The sequence below is a fragment of the Devosia sp. A16 genome (assembly GCF_001402915.1).
Classification (GTDB): domain Bacteria; phylum Pseudomonadota; class Alphaproteobacteria; order Rhizobiales; family Devosiaceae; genus Devosia_A.
Map to the genome: position 1 here is coordinate 4,836,713 of NZ_CP012945.1, position 17,394 is coordinate 4,854,106.

At 65.2% G+C, this 17,394-nt stretch carries 22 protein-coding genes and 1 tRNA gene; 17 read left to right on the forward strand and 6 right to left on the reverse strand.

All coding sequences use genetic code 11. The features are described from left to right. Positions 1 to 18 precede the first annotated feature (18 nt). Both APS40_RS23350 and APS40_RS23355 read left to right on the forward strand, forming a co-directional pair. Positions 19 to 1,215 carry a YcaO-like family protein gene (locus APS40_RS23350; protein WP_055049323.1) on the forward strand — a complete coding sequence of 399 codons (1,197 nt, stop codon included), beginning with the start codon at positions 19 to 21 and terminating at the stop codon, positions 1,213 to 1,215. Then, positions 1,212 to 1,904: a TfuA-like protein gene (locus tag APS40_RS23355; RefSeq protein ID WP_055049324.1), complete on the forward strand. Its 693-nt coding sequence runs from the start codon at positions 1,212 to 1,214 to the stop codon at positions 1,902 to 1,904. Before APS40_RS23350 ends, APS40_RS23355 begins: the two co-directional genes overlap by 4 nt. 35 nt (positions 1,905 to 1,939) lie before the next feature. Here the strand turns inward: APS40_RS23355 and APS40_RS23360 are convergent. Beyond that, a tRNA-Leu gene (locus APS40_RS23360) sits at positions 1,940 to 2,025 on the reverse strand. Between the two features lie 125 nt (positions 2,026 to 2,150). Between APS40_RS23360 and APS40_RS23365 the strand changes: the two genes are divergently transcribed. After that, positions 2,151 to 2,516 carry a VOC family protein gene (locus tag APS40_RS23365; protein ID WP_055049325.1) on the forward strand — a complete coding sequence of 122 codons (366 nt, stop codon included), beginning with the start codon at positions 2,151 to 2,153 and terminating at the stop codon, positions 2,514 to 2,516. Between the two features lies 1 nt (position 2,517). Here the strand turns inward: APS40_RS23365 and gpt are convergent, their stop codons facing one another. Together gpt and APS40_RS23375 are read right to left on the reverse strand one after the other, a co-directional pair. Next, positions 2,518 to 3,015, reverse strand: coding sequence for a xanthine phosphoribosyltransferase (gene gpt, locus APS40_RS23370; protein WP_055049326.1), 498 nt, complete (start codon positions 3,013 to 3,015; stop codon positions 2,518 to 2,520). A gap of 57 nt (positions 3,016 to 3,072) precedes the next feature. Then, positions 3,073 to 3,846: a competence/damage-inducible protein A gene (locus APS40_RS23375; protein WP_055049327.1), complete on the reverse strand. Its 774-nt coding sequence runs from the start codon at positions 3,844 to 3,846 to the stop codon at positions 3,073 to 3,075. Between the two features lie 175 nt (positions 3,847 to 4,021). Here APS40_RS23375 and map point away from each other — a divergent pair, with 175 nt between their 5' ends. Together map and radC are read left to right on the forward strand one after the other, a co-directional pair. Next, positions 4,022 to 4,852, forward strand: coding sequence for a type I methionyl aminopeptidase (map, locus tag APS40_RS23380; RefSeq protein ID WP_055049328.1), 831 nt, complete (start codon positions 4,022 to 4,024; stop codon positions 4,850 to 4,852). Between the two features lie 3 nt (positions 4,853 to 4,855). After that, a complete protein-coding gene (gene radC, locus APS40_RS23385) occupies positions 4,856 to 5,593 on the forward strand; it encodes a RadC family protein (RefSeq protein WP_055049329.1) in 738 nt (245 codons plus the stop codon). Positions 5,594 to 5,615: 22 nt separating this feature from the next. Here radC and APS40_RS23390 read toward each other — a convergent pair whose 3' ends face one another. Next, positions 5,616 to 6,353: a cytochrome c biogenesis CcdA family protein gene (locus APS40_RS23390; protein WP_082434625.1), complete on the reverse strand. Its 738-nt coding sequence runs from the start codon at positions 6,351 to 6,353 to the stop codon at positions 5,616 to 5,618. Between the two features lie 155 nt (positions 6,354 to 6,508). Between APS40_RS23390 and APS40_RS23395 the strand changes: the two genes are divergently transcribed. The 5 genes from APS40_RS23395 to APS40_RS23415 all read left to right on the forward strand — a co-directional run bounded on the left by APS40_RS23395 (position 6,509) and on the right by APS40_RS23415 (position 10,770). Next, entirely contained in the window at positions 6,509 to 7,492 is a 984-nt protein-coding gene (locus APS40_RS23395) for an ABC transporter substrate-binding protein (protein ID WP_055049331.1), read from the forward strand. A 276-nt stretch (positions 7,493 to 7,768) separates the two neighbouring features. After that, positions 7,769 to 8,446, forward strand: coding sequence for a ribulose-phosphate 3-epimerase (rpe, locus tag APS40_RS23400; protein ID WP_055049332.1), 678 nt, complete (start codon positions 7,769 to 7,771; stop codon positions 8,444 to 8,446). A 34-nt stretch (positions 8,447 to 8,480) separates the two neighbouring features. Then, entirely contained in the window at positions 8,481 to 9,803 is a 1,323-nt protein-coding gene (gene purB / locus APS40_RS23405) for an adenylosuccinate lyase (protein WP_055049333.1), read from the forward strand. Continuing rightward, the gene (locus APS40_RS23410) at positions 9,803 to 10,225 is read left to right on the forward strand and encodes a GNAT family N-acetyltransferase (protein WP_082434626.1); all 423 of its coding nucleotides are present in this window, start codon (positions 9,803 to 9,805) and stop codon (positions 10,223 to 10,225) included. The genes purB and APS40_RS23410 overlap by 1 nt, the downstream gene beginning before the upstream one ends. Beyond that, positions 10,222 to 10,770, forward strand: coding sequence for an RBBP9/YdeN family alpha/beta hydrolase (locus APS40_RS23415; protein ID WP_055049334.1), 549 nt, complete (start codon positions 10,222 to 10,224; stop codon positions 10,768 to 10,770). The genes APS40_RS23410 and APS40_RS23415 overlap by 4 nt, the downstream gene beginning before the upstream one ends. 3 nt (positions 10,771 to 10,773) lie before the next feature. Here APS40_RS23415 and APS40_RS23420 read toward each other — a convergent pair whose 3' ends face one another. Both APS40_RS23420 and APS40_RS23425 read right to left on the reverse strand, forming a co-directional pair. After that, positions 10,774 to 11,499, reverse strand: coding sequence for an META domain-containing protein (locus APS40_RS23420; RefSeq protein WP_055049335.1), 726 nt, complete (start codon positions 11,497 to 11,499; stop codon positions 10,774 to 10,776). A gap of 132 nt (positions 11,500 to 11,631) precedes the next feature. Then, entirely contained in the window at positions 11,632 to 11,955 is a 324-nt protein-coding gene (locus APS40_RS23425) for a DUF1476 domain-containing protein (protein WP_055049336.1), read from the reverse strand. Positions 11,956 to 12,248: 293 nt separating this feature from the next. Between APS40_RS23425 and purC the strand changes: the two genes are divergently transcribed. The 7 genes from purC to APS40_RS23455 all read left to right on the forward strand — a co-directional run bounded on the left by purC (position 12,249) and on the right by APS40_RS23455 (position 17,375). Then, a complete protein-coding gene (gene purC, locus APS40_RS23430) occupies positions 12,249 to 13,013 on the forward strand; it encodes a phosphoribosylaminoimidazolesuccinocarboxamide synthase (RefSeq protein ID WP_055049337.1) in 765 nt (254 codons plus the stop codon). Positions 13,014 to 13,112: 99 nt separating this feature from the next. Beyond that, positions 13,113 to 13,355: a phosphoribosylformylglycinamidine synthase subunit PurS gene (gene purS / locus APS40_RS23435; protein WP_055049338.1), complete on the forward strand. Its 243-nt coding sequence runs from the start codon at positions 13,113 to 13,115 to the stop codon at positions 13,353 to 13,355. A gap of 461 nt (positions 13,356 to 13,816) precedes the next feature. Then, positions 13,817 to 14,032 carry a hypothetical protein gene (locus APS40_RS25095; RefSeq protein WP_156343063.1) on the forward strand — a complete coding sequence of 72 codons (216 nt, stop codon included), beginning with the start codon at positions 13,817 to 13,819 and terminating at the stop codon, positions 14,030 to 14,032. A gap of 131 nt (positions 14,033 to 14,163) precedes the next feature. Beyond that, positions 14,164 to 15,249 (forward strand): acyltransferase family protein, encoded by a 1,086-nt coding sequence (locus APS40_RS23440; RefSeq protein ID WP_055049339.1) that lies wholly within the window; start codon positions 14,164 to 14,166, stop codon positions 15,247 to 15,249. A gap of 94 nt (positions 15,250 to 15,343) precedes the next feature. After that, positions 15,344 to 16,006: a phosphoribosylformylglycinamidine synthase subunit PurQ gene (gene purQ, locus APS40_RS23445; RefSeq protein WP_055049340.1), complete on the forward strand. Its 663-nt coding sequence runs from the start codon at positions 15,344 to 15,346 to the stop codon at positions 16,004 to 16,006. A gap of 86 nt (positions 16,007 to 16,092) precedes the next feature. Further along, positions 16,093 to 16,740 carry a Pr6Pr family membrane protein gene (locus APS40_RS23450; protein ID WP_055049341.1) on the forward strand — a complete coding sequence of 216 codons (648 nt, stop codon included), beginning with the start codon at positions 16,093 to 16,095 and terminating at the stop codon, positions 16,738 to 16,740. Continuing rightward, a complete protein-coding gene (locus tag APS40_RS23455) occupies positions 16,737 to 17,375 on the forward strand; it encodes a Pr6Pr family membrane protein (RefSeq protein ID WP_055049342.1) in 639 nt (212 codons plus the stop codon). The genes APS40_RS23450 and APS40_RS23455 overlap by 4 nt, the downstream gene beginning before the upstream one ends. Positions 17,376 to 17,394: the final 19 nt, after the last annotated feature.

The window sequence follows — 17,394 nt, forward strand, 5'->3', positions numbered from 1 at the left end:
TTCTTCCGGCAGTAGTTGGTGGGCGGCGCCGGTCCGACGCCGCCAAGCTGGTTTGAATATGGCGAACGCAATACAGCGGCCGCACTGACCGTTGCGCGGTTGCGGCCGCATCTTGCTTCACTCGGCATCACACGCCTCGCCCGTCAGACCGGCCTCGACCGCATCGGGATTCCGTGTTTTTCAGCTATCCGGCCCGCGGGACTGACGCTCAGCGTCAGCCAGGGCAAAGGTCGCGACGATGCCGGTGCGATGGCGTCGGCGCTGATGGAGGCTGCCGAGTTCGCCATAGCCGAGCGATCCGAGGTGCCGTCGCGTCTTGCCACCGCCGCCGCCCTTGGGCAGGCCGGCGAACGCTTCTGCGACGTGGCGCGCCTGTTGCCGGCCGATCGCCCGCTGCCTATCGATACGCCGATCCGCTGGCTCGGCGGACGCAGCTGGCCCGATGACGACGCCGTCTGGATTCCGCGCGACGCCCTGACCATCGGCGAGCCGGCCACCGACCTGCCGGAGGTCAGCCGCAGCACCAATGGCCTCGCGTCGGGCAACACCACTCAGGAAGCGCTGTTTCACGCCATCTGCGAACTGCTCGAGCGTGACGCGACCTCGCTGTGGTCGCTGCTGTCGGACGCGGCGCGGCTGGCGACCGAGTTCCCTGTCGAAGCCGTGGACGACGCGACGATCGGCGCCTTCCACCGGCAGATCGAAGCCGCCGACCTCGAACTGCGGCTGTTCGACCAGACCACCGAGTTCGGCGTCCCTTGCGTCATGGCGGTGATCAGCGAGCGCGGCTCAGACAAGGCCAGGCTGTTCGACATGGCCGCCGGCTATGGCTGTCATCCGAACGGCGCCCGTGCCATCGGGCGCGCCATCACCGAGGCGGCGCAGACCAGAATCACCAATATCGCGGGCGGACGGGACGACTTTCTGCCAGCCGAGTATGCCGAGCAGGTCGACGAGTCGATCGCCTTCCTGGCCACGCCCGGCCCCGGCCGGCGACAGCCCCCCGCCTGGCTGGCCGCCGACACGCCGCTGCCCGAAATGCTCGATCGGCTGGCGCAGCGGGTCGGGCCGGCTGCCGGAATCGTCTGGAGCGGACTGGGCGGCGCGCCCTATGGCATCGCGGTGGTGCGGGCGCTCTCGACAGTGCTCGAGGACCGCGAGACCAACGTCAATTGGTTGCCCGGACCGCGGGCCCTCGAGGTGCTCGGGTCATGAGAGTGCTGTTCGTCGGTCCCTCGCTCTACGGCGAAACGCCCGACCTGACGGGCCTCGTCGTCCGCTCTCCGGCCCGGCAGGGCGATGTCGCCCGCGCGGTGCTGGACGGCGCCGGTGCGATCGGGCTGGTCGACGGGTTCTTCGATGCGGTCGCCGCGCCCTGGCACAAGGAGATTCTGTTCGCCCTGGAGCGCGGCGTGACGATGCTGGGAGCGTCCTCCATGGGGGCGCTTCGCGCCGCCGAATGTGCCGCCTTCGGGATGCTGCCGATCGGCGCGATTGCCCAGGACTACCTGAGCGGCGCGCTCGACGACGATGCCGCGGTGGCGATCTCTCACGGCCCGGAAGAGCTCGGCTATCCACCGCTGACCGAGCCGCTGGTCAACGTGCGGCCGACCCTCGATCGCCTGCGCGAACTGGGGCTCATCTCCGACGCGGAGCGGACGCGCATCTGGGAGCGAGCCGGTCGGCTCTATTTCAAGGACCGCTCGCTCGAGGCCTTGCTGCCCGCCGATGAGCGTGAGGAGCTGATTGCCGCCTACCGCAAGCACAAGGTCAACCGCAAGGCGGCAGATGCGCTGCTGCTGGTCGCGGAGCTGAAGACCTGCAAAGCCATGGCGAGCGTCCACCCGACAGAACCCGAGCCGTCGTTCTTTTCGAGGTACGTTCTTCCTGAGCTGATGGGCTGACAGCGCCGCGTCCCGGCCTTGCTTCGGGCGGCTGCTGGTGCGGGCGGTGGGACTCGAACCCACACGGGGATACCCCCTCCGGATTTTAAGTCCGGTATGTCTACCATTCCATCACGCCCGCGCTGCGACAGGGCTTCCCACAAACATGGCAAAAACTCAAACGGGAATGGGGAGATAAACCCTGACATCGCCTGTCAGGAGGGGCAGCTATTGCTCCGTGTCAGTCAAAACCCCGCGAGGCCCACCATGCAGTTCATCGACCGCTACCCCATCACCGTCACCGAACAATTCCTGGCCTGCCGCGATTTCTGGGCCAGGCACCTGGGTTTCTCGGTCGTGTTCGAGAACGAGTGGTTCGTCTACATGCAGGCCGATGGCGCCAGCATCGCCTTCATGTCGCAAGAGCACCCCTCTTACCCGCCCGGTCCCGAAGCCTACGCGGCCGGCACCAGCATGGAACTGGAGGTGCAGGACGCGGCGGCGGCCCTCGAGGAAGTCCGCGCCACCGGCAGGGAGCCGGACTATCCGCTGACCGACGAACCGTTCGGCCAGCGCCGCTTCAGCCTGAAGGATCCGTCAGGCCTGTGGATCAATGTGGTGCAGCAGCTTTAGCTCAGTCGGTGCCGCCCGAGATCGGCGGCACGTAGGCGACATCGAGGTCCCACGGGAAGAAGATCCAGGTGTCCTGGCTGACTTCGGTGATGAAGGTGTCGACCATCTCGCGGCCCTTGGGCTTGGCGTAGACGGTGGCAAAATGCGCGCCGGGGAGCATGTCGCGGACGACGCGCGCCGTGGCCCCGGTATCCACCAGGTCGTCGACGATCAGGATCTTGCCGCCGCTGCGGGCCTTGTCGAGCAGTTCGGGGGCGATCGGCTTCAGCACCTTGATGCCGCCCTGGCTCTGGTGGTCATAGCTCTTGACCGCCACGCTCTCGACCACCCGGATATTGAGTTCGCGCGCCACGATCGCCGCCGGCACCAGCCCGCCCCGGGTGATCGCCACCAGCGCATCGAACGGCCCAAGCGCCTGCAGCCGCCAGGCCAGCGCCCGGCTGTCGCGATGGAACTGGTCCCACGTCACGGGGAAAGACTTCTGCGAGGTCTGGTTCAATTGCTTCTCCTGCGGCGGCCCCGCCGCCTGTTGTCGGGAAGGCCCATCGGGCCGGAATCAGTAGGCTTCCACTTCCGGCGAGAGGCCGGCAGCGCGATGCGCCTCGGCCACCATCTCGCGCACGCGGGCGGCAGCCTCCGCCAGGCGCAGCTCGTCGGCGGAGCGCAGCACCAGCTCGGTCATCACGAAACTCTGCCCCATCTGCGGGTAGCTGCCCATCTTCACGTCGGGAAACTCCTGCTGTATCTGGCCGAGCGGTCCGCCGATGGTGCCCTCGCCCACCCGGCAGCGCAGCGTGATCGACTTGATCCTGTCACCGCCCCTGAGCGTCGGCCGGATCGCCTCGAGCATCGCCTGCATGATCTTGGGCACCCCGGCCATGACGTGCACGTTGCCGATGCGGAAGCCCGGCGCAGCGCTCACCGAATTGGCGATCAGCGACGCGCCCACGGGAATGCGCGCCATGCGCAACCGCGCCTCGTTGACCTCGGTACCGCTCTGCTTCCAGCGCTCTTCCATCATGGCGCGGGCCTCGGCATTGATCGGCAGCGCCACGCCGAACGCCTTGGCGACGGCGTCGGCGGTAATGTCGTCATGCGTCGGGCCGATGCCACCGGTGGTGAAGACATAGGTGTAGCGCGCACGCACCGCGTTCACCGCGGCGATGATCTCGTCCTCGACGTCGGAGACCACCCGCACTTCCCTGAGCTCGATGCCGAGCTCGGTGCAGTAATCGGCCGTCGTCCCGATATTCACGTCCTTGGTCCGACCGGACAGGATTTCGTCACCGATGACGACGAGAGCGGCGGTAACGGGTTCGGGCGATGGCATGATGGCCCCGGAGATTGGCGAGGCACAATGCATTGCCTCACCAAAGCCTGAAAGGTCAAGCAATCCGGCGAGTCACCGGGCCCGGTTGCCCACAGTATTGGCGCCAGGACTGGCAGCGCCAACACACTTCCAATCGGCGGCCCGAACGCCTACTTTCGTTTCGAACGGAGCCGCCATGATCACCTACGTCGAAGCCGAAACCAAAAGTCGCCGCACCTCGGGGGTCATCCCGCTGCACGGCGAAGCCGGCTTCAACGGCATGCGCAAGGCCGGCCGCCTCACCGCGGAAGCCCTCGACCTGCTGGTCGATGCGGTGAAACCGGGGGTCACCACGGCGGCGCTCGACCGGCTGGCCTACGAGTTCGCCCGCGACCATGACGCGATCCCCGCGACCCTGTTCTACAAGGGCTATCGCCACTCGATCTGCACTTCGATCAACCACGTCGTCTGCCACGGCATTCCCGAGGAACGGCCGCTGCGCGAAGGCGACATCGTCAATATCGACCTGACGCTGATCGTCGACGGCTGGTACGGCGACAGCTCGCGGATGTACCCGGTGGGCGAAATCAGCCGCAAGGCCGAGCGCCTGATCGACGTCACCTATGCCGGCCTCGCCGCCGGCATCGCTGCAGCCAGGGCCGGCGCCACCACCGGCGATATCGGTGCGGCGATCCAGGCGCTGGCCGAGGCCGAGCGGATGAGCGTGGTGCGCGATTTCGTCGGGCACGGCGTCGGCCAGCTCTTCCACGACGAGCCCAACATCATGCATTTCGGCGTGCCGGGCACGGGCGTGCCGTTGAAGCCCGGGATGATCTTCACCATCGAACCGATGATCAATCTCGGCCGCCCGCATGTGAAGATCCTGGCGGACGGCTGGACCGCGGTGACCCGGGACCGCACGCTCTCGGCCCAGGCCGAGCACTCGATCGGCATCACCGAGACCGGTGTCGAGATCTTCACGCTATCGCCGCGCGGCTTGTTCAATCCGCTCGACGCTCGTCGCTAGCCGATGAGCGAGGGGGAGAAGCCATCGCCGGCAAATCTCTCCCCGCGGGGCCTCGGCGAGGCTCCTGCCCCGCACTATCTCGGCCATCGGGAGCGCGCCCGGCAACGGTTCCTGAAGCTGGGCGAGCAGCATATCGAGGATTACGAACTGCTGGAGCTGATCCTGCAGATCGTCATCCCCCGCAAAGACACCAAGCCGTTGGCAAAGGAACTGATCCGGGCTTTCGGCAGCTTTTCGGGTGTCTTCTCGGCGACACCGAAGCAGCTCGACCAGATCAAAGGCCTTGGGCTGGTCTCAGCCACCAACCTCAAGATCATCCAGGCTGCCGCCCAACGCTTCGCGCGCGACCGGATGACCCCGGACCTGCCGATCCTGGGCTCGTGGACGGCGCTGATCGATTACTGCCACGCCCAGATGGCCTTCAACGACGTCGAACAGTTCCGCATTCTGTTCCTCGACAAGAAGAACCGCCTTATCGCCGACGAAGTGCAGCAGACCGGCACAGTCGACCACGCCCCCGTCTATCCGCGCGAGGTGATCAGGCGCACCCTCGAACTGTCGGCAACGGCGCTGATCCTGGTGCACAACCACCCCTCCGGCGACCCGACGCCCTCGACTGCCGATGTCGAGATGACCCGTCGCATCAACGACGTGGCCCGGCCGCTGGGGATCACCGTGCACGATCACATCATCATCGGGAAATCGGGGCATTCGTCGATGAGAGGGCTGAAGCTGATCTAGCTTCGCTCTGGCAACAAGCCCCTCACCCGAACTGCTGCAGAACCGGGAAGGTCTCGAGGAACCAGTAGGAGATGCGGGTAAACTGTCCGGTGAGGAACAGCAGTCCGGTCACCACCAGCAAACCGCCCATCACCTTCTCGACCATGCCGAGATGCTTCTTGAACCCCGAAAAAAAGGTGAGGAACGGCCCGATGGCGATGCCGGCCAGCAGGAACGGCACGCCCAGTCCGAGCGAATAGAGCCCGAGCAGCGCCGCTCCGTCGAGCGCCGTCTCCTTGGTCGAGGCGACTGCGAGGATCGCCGCCAGCACCGGCCCGATGCAGGGCGTCCAGCCAACCGCAAAGGCGAGCCCCAGCAGGAACCCGCCCACCGGGCCGCTGGCCACGCCGGGACCATTGTGCCGCAATTGCCGATCAAGGAAGGCGATCCGGTAGACGCCGAGGAAATGCAGCCCCATGGCGATGATGAACAGCCCGGCGATCGGCGTGATGATCGGGAGCGCCTGCCGGAACGCCTGTCCGAACGCCGTAGCCGTGGCGCCGAACAGGATGAAGACGATCGAGAACCCGGCGATGAAGAACACCGAGGTGAACACGCTTTTCCGCCAGATCACCCCGGCGGTGGCGCCGTCGCTGCGCAACTGGTCGAAGCTCGCGCCGCTCATATAGGTGAGGTAGGGCGGCACCAGCGGCAGCACGCACGGACTGAGGAAACTCAGCACCCCTGCCCCGAACACCAGCCAGAACGAGAACCCGTCCATCATGCCTCCGACAAATCGCGCGAAGTCATAGCCGGTTCGCCGCCGAAGGCAATGCGACGGGCAGCCGCTCGCCTCGATGTGAAGCGCGACACAAACTTGACTACACCACTCATCTTTCCTCTAGTGCGCCTATTGATCGCTTCGAGGGATTTGAGATGAAATTGTTGTCCGCCGCGCTGGCCCTGCTCGCCGCCCTGCTCGCGCCGGCCTTCGCCCAAGACTTTCCGGTGACCGTCGGCCACATCTACGGCGCCACCACGATCCCAGCGAAGCCGCAGCGCGTCGTCTCGGTGGGCATGCATGAGCAGGACTTCCTCTATGCGCTCGGCGTCGCCCCGGTCGGCGTCAAGGAATGGTGGGGCGAGCACCCCTACGCCACCTGGCCCTGGGCCGAGGCGGCGCGCAAGGCCGTCAATGCCACGCCCGAGGTGATGACTGTAGACGGCATCAACCTCGAATGGGTCGCGGCGCAGCGCCCCGACCTGATCATCGCCATCTATGTCACCATGGACGAGGCGATGTACCGGAATCTGTCGAAGATCGCGCCGGTGGTGGTGACGCCGGCAGGCTACCAGCATTGGGGCGCCCCATGGCAAGCGGAACTGACCATCATCGACCGCGCGACGTCAGGCAACTCCGAAAAGTCGGAGGCTATCATCGAGAGCTTCGCCGATCGCTTCGCCGCCGTACGGACCCAGTATCCTCAGCTTGCCGGCAAGACCGGCACCAATCTCTACCTCAGGGAAGACGGCAGCTTCGATGCCTGGAGCAGCAACGATCTCGCCAGCAAGTTTCTGATCGATCTCGGCCTCAGCTTCCCGCCCCAGCTCGACAAGCTGGCCCAGCCCGATAACCGCATCACCATCAGCCCCGAATTCATCGAGCTTATCGACATGGATGTGGCGATCTGGCCGGCCGATAATACGGCAATCCAGCACAAGGTCGAAGCCATGGGTCTCTACCAGGGGTTGCGGCTCGCCACCGAGGGTCGTTCGGTCTGGCTCGACGACGGCGATGGCCTCGCCAGCGCCGCGATGAGCTGGCAGACTCCATTGTCGCTCGGCTACCTGCTCGACCTGCTGCCGCCCAAGCTCGCTGCCGCAGTGGATGGCGACCCGGCGACGGCGATTCCCCACTGAGCCATCCACTGGCGCTGGTGGTCGCGGACCCCCACCCCTGTCCCCTCCCCGCAAGGGGGAGGGAGACCCTCACACCGGCATCTCAGTCTGCGTCCCTCCCCCTTGCGGGGAGGGATCAAGGGTGGGGGTCAGCACGCGCCGGCGCCGATGGAAGCCTGGGTCCTGCTTTCGCGAGGGATGACATCGAGGTTGGGCCGGGGTAAGGACCGTTTGTCTCTTTTGTATGCCGACACGAGCAACAAAGGAGATATGTCGCCACTCTGGCCAGGCTGCCCCATGTCCCGCCCGATCCGCATCGCGCCCTCCATCCTCTCCGCCGATTTCACCCGGCTCGGCGACGAGATTCGCGCCATCGATGCGGGCGGCGCCGACTACATCCATGTTGATGTGATGGACGGTCACTTCGTCCCCAACATCACCATCGGCCCGCTGATCGTCTCGGCGATCCGGCCGATCACCAGCAAGGTCATCGACGTCCACCTGATGATCGCGCCGGCGGACCCTTATCTCGCCGCCTTCGCCAAGGCCGGCGCCGACTCGATCACCGTGCATGCCGAGGCCGGCCCACATTTGCATCGATCGCTGCAGGCGATCCGCGGCGAAGGCAAGCGCGCCGGCGTCGCCATCAACCCCGCGACCCCCGTCTCCGCCATCGAGCATGTCATCGGCGACGTCGACCTGGTGCTGGTGATGAGCGTCAACCCTGGCTTCGGCGGGCAGAAGTTCATTCCGGAGAGCCTCAACAAGATCCGGCAGGTACGCGCCCTGATCGGCGGCCGGCCGATCGACCTCGAGGTCGATGGCGGCGTCACCGAGCACAATGCCAAGGCGCTCGCCGACGCCGGCGCCGATCTTTACGTCGCCGGCACTTCAGTGTTCTCCGGCAACGACCCCAATACCTATGCCGGCCGCATCGCGGCCATCCGCAACGCTGCCACCGCCGTTACCGCGTAACGCATCGGTTACGCGAACAAAGAGCCATAAGCCCATGATTCCGCGCTATTCTCGCCCCGAAATGGTTGCCATCTGGTCGCCCGAGACCCGCTTCAAGATCTGGTTCGAGATCGAGGCGCATGCGACCACGAAACTGGCCGAGCTCGGTGTGGTGCCCAAAGAGGCCGCCGAAACGATCTGGGCCAAGGGCGGCAGTGCCAGTTTCGACGTCGAGCGCATCGACGAGATCGAGCGCACCACCAAACACGACGTGATCGCCTTCCTGACCCATGTATCGGAGATCGTCGGTCCCGAGGCCCGCTTCCTGCATCAGGGTATGACCTCGTCCGACGTGCTCGACACCTGCCTCGCGGTGCAACTGTCGCGCGCGTCCGATATCCTGCTCGACGACATCGACCGCCTGCTGGCGGCGATCAAGCGCCGCGCCAAGGAGCATAAGTACTCCATCACCATCGGGCGCAGCCATGGCATCCATGCGGAGCCGACCACCTTCGGCATCAAGCTCGCCGAAGCCTATGCCGAGTTCACCCGCAACCGCGCTCGGCTCGTCGCGGCGCGCGAGGAGATCGCCACGGCGGCCATTTCAGGCGCCATCGGCACCTTCGCCAATATCGATCCGCAGGTCGAGGCTTACGTCGCCGAAAAGCTGGGGCTGAAGCCCGAGCCGATCTCCACCCAGGTGATCCCCAGGGATCGCCATGCGATGTTCTTTGCCACGCTCGGGGTCATCGCCTCTTCGATCGAGCGCATCGCCACCGAAATCCGTCACCTGCAGCGCACCGAAGTTCTCGAAGCCGAGGAGTTCTTCTCTCCCGGCCAGAAGGGCTCGTCGGCCATGCCGCACAAGCGCAATCCGGTGCTGAGCGAGAACCTCACCGGCCTCGCCCGCCTCGTCCGCGGCATGGTCACGCCGGCGCTGGAAAACGTCGCGCTTTGGCACGAGCGCGATATCTCGCATTCCTCGGTCGAACGGATGATCGGCCCCGATGCCACGGTGACGCTCGATTTCGCGCTCAATCGCCTCGTCGGCCTGATCGACAACCTGCTGATCTACCCCGAGAACATGAAGCGCAATCTCGATCTGCTCGGCGGGTTGCACAACAGCCAGCGCGTGCTGCTGGCGCTGACCCAGGCCGGCCTCAGCCGCGAGGACTCCTATGCCGCGGTGCAGCGCAACGCCATGCAGGTCTGGCAGGCGCGCGGCGACCGCGCCGGGCTCTTCGCCAAGCTGCTGAAGGCCGATCCCGAGGTTTCAGCCAAGCTCGGCCCCGCCGAGATCGACGCCATGTTCGACGATTTCTATCATCTCAAACACGTCGACGCGCTGTTCGAGCGCGTCTTCGGGCCGGAGGTCTGATGCCCGTCGTCTACGCGCGCGAAGCCGCCCTGCCCGTCGAGGACTATATCGACGTGGTCGGTCACAGCGCGCTCGGGCCGACCCGGCCGATCGACGATCGTGAGCGGATCGCTGCAATGATCGCCGGCGCCGACCTGATCGTCAGCGCCCGCATTGACGGCCGCTGCGTGGGCCTTGCCCGCTGCCTCACCGATGTCGCCTGGGTCGCCTATTGCGGCGATCTCGCGGTGCACAACGATTTCCAGGGACGCGGCATCGGCAAGGGCTTGCTCGAGGCCTGCCGCGAGTTGCTGGGCGAGGGCGTCGGCATGGCCCTGCTCTCGGTTCCCGAGGCAGTCGGCTTCTACGACAGGCACGGCCCGTCGGTGGACCTCCACCGCTACGGCCATGCCTACTTCATGAACCGAAAGCGCGGCGTATGAGAATTGCGGACGCAGATATCCTGATCCTGCCCGGCCTCGGTAATTCCGGCGCCGGGCATTGGCAGCGCCGCTGGGCCGAGCGTTTCTCCACCGGCCGCATCGTCGAGCAGGACGAGTGGGACGATCCCGATCTGCGCGACTGGATCGCAGCGATCGTCGAGGCGGTGGAGGCCGCCGAGCGGCCCGTGGTGCTGATCGCCCACTCGCTGGCGGTTTCAGCGCTGGTGCATGCCGCGCCACGCTTTCCCGCCCGCAAGGTGAAGGGCGCCTTCCTCGTCTCGCCGCCCGATCACGAGGGTCCCGGCTTCCCGCGCGAGGGCCGCAGCTTCGACAACGTACCCACCGACCCGCTGCCGTTTCCCTCGCTGCTGGTGGTCTCGACCAATGACAGCTACGTCACTCCCAACCGGGCTGCCGACATGGCGACCGCCTGGGGTTCGGAACTGCATTTTGCCGGCGAGGCGGGGCATATCAACCTCGCCTCCGGCCATGGTCCCTGGCCGGAAGGCCTGCTGATGTTCACCCGCCTGATGCAGCGCATCTGACGGCTACATCGCGGCGAACTGCACCACCAGCTTGCCGGTCCCGTCGCGGAGCAGCAGCTTGCGCTGCCCGGCATCGATCCAGAAGCTACGCGCCGCGCGCAGGGCAGCGTGGAACTTCTGCTCCTGGTTCATCACCGCTTCGGCGCAGGCCATTTCGGTGGCCGTCAGATCGCCGAAGGTGATCGCGTCACCTTCGATCTTGGCGCTGCCGCCGAAGCCATTGCAGCCGCCATTGCCCCAAACCTTGCCGTCCGCAGCGATCTCGAGGGTGGTCTGCAGGTTGTCGATCACCCCGCCTCCGTCGATATCCTCGGCCAGCCATGCACCGGCCAAAGGCAGCGTCGCGGCAGGGCCGTCGGCAACGCGTTGCACCAAGAGTTCGACGGCGTTGGCCTGAGGATCGAAGGTGTGACGCTGGTTCGTGGTGAACATCAACTTGCCAGCAGCGGTGATGCTGGCCCGCCAGGCGTAGCTATGACCGGGTTCGATCGAGCCAGGATCGTAGTTGATGCTGAAGGCAGTCGGACCGGAGTTGGCCGCCACGCGGGTCTCGGCGATCAGTCTGGCCGGCGCGTCGGCGAGCGACACGTCTTCGAGCCGCACGGTGACGACGGCGCCCACGGGCTGCAACATGCGCTCGCGATAGACGACATTACCTGTGATCGTGGCCCCGTCTGCCAGCGCAACGCCGACGACGGACGCCAACATGGCGGCGCTGATCAACGTCATCAATGCTCGGCGGCCAATGTGAAGAGAGCGTGTCATCTTGCCCCTCCCGGTCGGAAGCCAGCACGAAACGCCTCGCGCCCATCGGGCGCAAGGCAAATCATCCTGATGGTTTCGGTCGGCTTGCTGGAGGGCTCAGCCCTCGTTCAGCACCTGATCGCGCGCTACGGCGACGAGTTCGGCCATCTTCTGGCGAATCATGTCGTCGGAGACCGACGCGCCCTTGGCCTTGAGGTCACCCGAGATCTTGCGGAACACATCCTCGTCGCCGGCTTCCTCGAAGTCGGCCGCCACCACCTCGGCAGCGTACTGCCGGGCGTGCTCGTCGCTGAGCCCCATGTGTTCGGCGGCCCACAGGCCCAGCAGCTTGTTGCGGCGGGCTTCCGCCTTGAAGCGCAGCTCGGAGTCGTGCGCGAACTTGGCTTCCTGGCCCTTCTGGCGATCGTCGAATCCCGACATCTATGCTCTCCGCATTCTGCCCGTAATTCGGGCGCCCTCGATGGGTTTGCACATAAGCTGGACCGCCAGCCAAATCAACGGGTGCCGGTCGCGGCATTTGGTCAATGCGATCAACGGCTGATGAGCGTTTTGGATGCGCGCCATGCGCTGGCAAAGCCCCTGCCACAGCAGCATTCGGGGGCCAACGCGGGCATGCCGGCGGGCGCAGTCAGCGGTGAAAGAGCTTGCATTAGGCTGGCATTCTGGCGCATGAACGCCGCAATTTCCCACATTGTCCGAGAGGCAGGGCTCATATGAACCGTCGCCGCAAGATCTATGACGGCAAGGCCAAGACGCTTTTCGAGGGGCCCGAGCCCGGGACGTTGATTCAGTACTTCAAGGATGACGCGACGGCCGGCAACGGCGCCAGGCACGAGATCATCGACGGCAAGGGCGTGCTGAACAACCGGATCTCGGAATACATCTTCTCCAAGCTGAACGGGCTTGGCATTCCCACCCACTTCATCCGCCGCCTGAACATGCGCGAGCAGTTGATCAAGGAAGTCGAGATCATCCCGCTCGAGGTGGTGGTGCGCAATGTCGCAGCCGGCTCGCTGACCAAGCGGCTCGGCCTCGAGCCCGGCACCCAGCTGCCCCGCTCGATCATCGAGTTCTACTACAAGGACGATGCGCTCAACGACCCGATGGTGTCCGAAGAGCACATCACCGCCTTCGGCTGGGCGACGCCGCAGGAGCTCGACGACATCATGGCGCTCGCCATCCGCGTCAACGATTTCCTTACCGGCCTGTTCATGGGCGTCGGCATCCAGCTGGTGGACTTCAAGATCGAGTGCGGCCGCCTCTACGATGGCGACCTGATGCGCATCGTGCTGGCCGACGAGATCAGCCCCGACAATTGCCGCCTGTGGGACATCAAGACCCGCAACAAGCTCGACAAGGATCGCTTCCGCGAGAACCTCGGCGGGCTGGTCGATGCCTATCGCGAAGTGGCCCAGCGCCTCGGCATTCTTGTGGAAACCGACAACGCGTTGACCACCGGCCCGCGACTCGTGCAATAGCCGCCTCGGAGTGGGCCCGGCGGGCAGCGATGCCGTTCGGTTCGGGCCTATGACCACTGAAGCTGCAGGGCGTCGCCCTGCCCTTTCCGGGAATTTTCGATGAAAGCCCGCGTTACCGTCACGCTCAAATCCGGCGTCCTCGACCCTCAGGGTCAGGCGATCCAGGGCTCGCTGAAGAGCCTCGGCTTTACCGGGGTCGGTGCCGTCCGGCAGGGAAAAGTGTTCGACCTCGAGCTGGGTGAATCCGATTTGTCACAGGCAGAGGCTAATGTCCGGGCGATGTGCGACAAGCTCTTGGCGAACACCGTCATCGAAAACTACACGATAGAAATCACGCCTTAAGATTCACCGCTTATGGTGCTGGCCGCTCGCGTAACCAGAGCCAGTATCAGCAAAGACCGCCCCGATGCTCAAGACGTTCTCCCTGTCGATTGCCTTCTTCCTCGCGCTCGGCCTGCTCTTCGCCGCCTATGCGTCGGTTCCCGTCTGAAGCTCTGAGCTCCAGCGCTTTCAGCGGCGCCTTCGCTCTCTCGCAAAGCGGAGCGGAGCGTTTTCCCGCAAATCTCTCCCCACTCGGCGTCATCCTTGCGAAAGCAGGGACCCATGTCGTCGTTCGCACCAACTGATGGTTGGTCCCTGCCGTCGCAGGGATGACAGCGGGCACGACGACTGCTCGCCTCGACATGGGGTCAGCTCAGACTTTGGTCGCGTGACGTAAACGTCACAGCTCGCTTGTCGCCACCTTTCCGCCGCGGCGCGCCCATCGAATCGTCGCAGGGCCGCATCACAGCTCTCGGTTAACCGTGCTGGTTCAGACTCCATTCAGCCATCGAGGCGCATTGGAGCCATGCACGGTCGGCGACTGTTCCGGCCCCGCGAACCGACCTAAAGACCGCCCATTCAAGCGCAGCCCCGTACTGCTGACCGAAATCGAAATGATCAAGACCTTCTCGCTCTCCGCCCTGTTTTTCATGACCATCGGCGTGTTGCTCGCCACGCACCTGTCGCTGCCGCTCTGACTCGTCCCGGGCGGATCGGCTCGATAAAGCTTTATCATTAAGCACCCGGCTTAAGCCTAAGTGCAGGCATTTGGCCCAGGTGAGCCACCGCGCGCTAGAACGCGTGGGACGCGCTCCCGGAGCTCACGCAGATGCTGCCTGCCACCAACCGCCTCGATTGGGTCGATGCCGCCAAAGGACTGTCCATCATCCTCGTGGTGATGATGCACTCGGCTTACGGCGTCGGCGAAGACCTCAACGGTACCGGCGTCCTCCACTACATCATCGGCTGGGCTACCCCGTTCCGCATGCCCGAGTTCTTCCTGATCTCCGGGCTCTTCCTCGGAGCCGTGATCGCGCGCCCATGGGCCGCCTATGCCGATCGCCGCATTGTCCACTACCTCTATTTCTACGCACTGTGGGCGGTGCTGCAGATCGTCTTCAAGGTCGGACTCGGCACCGGCGACTTCGCCGCGGTGGGCAGCCAGATCCTGTGGGCCGTCGTCGAGCCATACGGGGTGCTCTGGTTCATCTACATGCTGGCGGTCTACTCGCTGGTGACCAAGCTGCTGTTCGGTTTCCGGGTGCCGCATTGGCTGGCGCTCGGCGCCGCGGCGGCACTGCAGATCTTCCCGGTCACGTCAGGCATCGGCCTCGTCGACCACTTCGCCGCCTATTTCGTCTATTTCTACGCCGGCTACGCGTTTGCGCCTCTGGTGTTCCGCATCGTCGCCTCGGCCCAGGGCAACGCGGTGTGGGCGACGCTGACGCTTATCGCCTATGTCGTCATCGAGGCCTATCTGGTCTTCGCCGGCGGCTCGGAACTCCACCCCCGCGGCATCACCATGGGCTATGCCGCCCTGCCCGTGCTGCACCTGGTACTGGGCTTTGTCGGCTCGCTCGCCGTGTGCCTTACTGCCGCGCTGCTGATCCGGCTGCCCTGGATGGGCTGGCTGCGCTGGTTGGGCGAACACTCGATCGTCGTCTATCTCAGCTTCTCGATCCCGATGGCCGCCAGCCGCACGCTGCTGCTGAAGACCGGGCTGATCACCGATGTCAGCACGGTCAGCGTCATCGTGATGAGTATCGCACTCGTCCTGCCGCTGGTGCTCTACTGGCTGATCGCGAAAACCGGCTGGGGCAAGTTCCTCTTCGAACGCCCCGCCTGGGCGCATCTCCCCGGCACGCCGGGCAGCAGGGGCTACGTGAAGCCCGCTGCGGTGCAGCCGGCCGAGTAAGCCACAGCCGATCGGGCGGAACCGCGGTTCCGCCCTTGCTTTTGCCACCAAGACTCACCAAAGGATCGGCATCCCGCATCTGGAGCTGCTGCCGATGAAAGCCGCCGTCGTCGTGTTCCCCGGTCTCAACCGTGATCGCGACATGATCGCTGCGCTCACCAAGATCGGCGGCGAGGCGCCGGCGATCGTCTGGCACAAGGATGCAGAGATCCCCAAGGTCGACCTCATCGTCATTCCCGGCGGCTTCTCCTATGGCGATTATCTGCGTGTCGGAGCCATCGCCGCGCGCTCACCGGCCATGGATACCATCCGTGAGCGCGCCGCGCAGGGCGTCAAGGTGATGGGCGTCTGCAACGGCTTTCAGATCCTCAGCGAGGCCGGGCTGGTTCCCGGCGTGCTGATGCGCAACGCCTCGCTGAAGTTCGTCTGCCGAGAGGTCAAGCTCTCGGTCGAGAATGCCGCCACGGACTTCACCCGCGGCTATACGCAGGGCCAGGTGATCCGCTGCCCGGTCGCGCACCATGACGGCAACTATTTCGCCGACGCCGAAACCCTGGCGACGCTCGAAGGCAACGGCCAGGTCGCCTTCCGCTATGCCGAGGGCACCAATCCCAACGGCTCGATCAACGATATCGCCGGCGTGTTCAACGCGCAAAAGAACGTGCTCGGGCTGATGCCCCACCCCGAGAACCTGATCGAGAGCGCCCATGGCGGCACCGACGGGCGCAATCTGTTCGCGACCTTGCTGGCTGCCTGAGCCAGCAACCAGCAATCAGTGGGTGGCGGATCGCCGCGGAGGGCTTTAGTCTCGGCGCATTGCAACGACTTTGCCGAGATTGCCAATTGCGGATACTGCTCGCCTGCGCCGCGCTCCTCGCGGGTGTGACCGGCCTCGCCCTCGACTGGGCGGCCATATTTCCGTCGGTCATGACGGTGTCGGCGACCAATGCGGTGGCGCGCTCGTTCCCCGATGCCTTCGTCTATTTCTGGACCTACTTCACCCACCTCACCAACCTGTGGCTGCTGCTGACCTACGCTGCCGCCCTTTCCGGCTGGCGCTGGCTCGGCTGGTTCCGGCGTCCGGTGATCATGGCCTCGGCTGCCGCCTTCATCACGCTGGTGATGCTCTATTACCACTTCATGCTCGCCCCGACGCTGAAGCTCGAAGGCGCACTCGGCACCGCCACCGTCCTGCTCCACTATGTTGCCCCGATCCTCTACCTGATCTGGTGGGCGCTGTTCGTGCCGCATGGCGTGCTGCGTTTCAGCCATATCGGCCTGATGCTCGTGCCTGGCATCGGTTACGTCGCCTGGGTGCTGCTGCGCGGCGCCGTGGTGCACGAGTATCCCTATGACATCCTCGATGCCGACAAGTTCGGCTATGGCGGCGTGGCCGTCGGCGTCGCCGTGCTGCTCGTTGCCGTCAGCCTCTTTTCCGTGATCATTGTCTGGGGAGATCGGATCCTGGGTCGCAGGGGGAAGCCGGCATGAGCTTGCGGACGGCACTGCTGTGGTTCGGCGTGGTGGCTGGTCCGCTGTCGCTGCTGGTGCGGACCTACCTGACGCTGGCCAGCCGGGTCGATAACGGTGACAGCCTGCTGGGGGCACTGGCCTTCCTGTTCACCTTCTTCACCGTGCTCACCAACCTGATGATGGCGCTCTGCTACGTCGCAGCGGCGACCGAGTGGCGCTGGCTCGGCTGGTGGAATCGTCCCTTTGCCCGTGGGCTCACCGCCGGCTCGATTATCATGGTGTCGCTCTACTACCTGTTCTTTCTTTCCGGTCTCGAGACGCTTACCGGCATCGACAACCTCCTCAACATCTACATGCACTACCTGGCGCCATGGCTGTTCGTGCTCTGGTGGCTGTTGACCGCCGGACACGGCGCCCTCCGTTTCAGCGATGTGCCAAGGATGCTGGTCTATCCGCTCGCCTATGTGATCGTGGTGATGATCCGCGGCGCGCTGGTGCACGAGTACCCCTACCCCATCTTGAACGTTGACGAACTCGGCTACGGCCAGGTGGCCGTCGGGTGCTTCGGCATGCTCGTCGGCTTCGTCGTCATCTATGTCGTCACCGTCGCCGTTGACCGCTGGCTGGGCCGTCGCCAACCCGCCGGCGCCTGACGCCTTGTTTGTGACACCC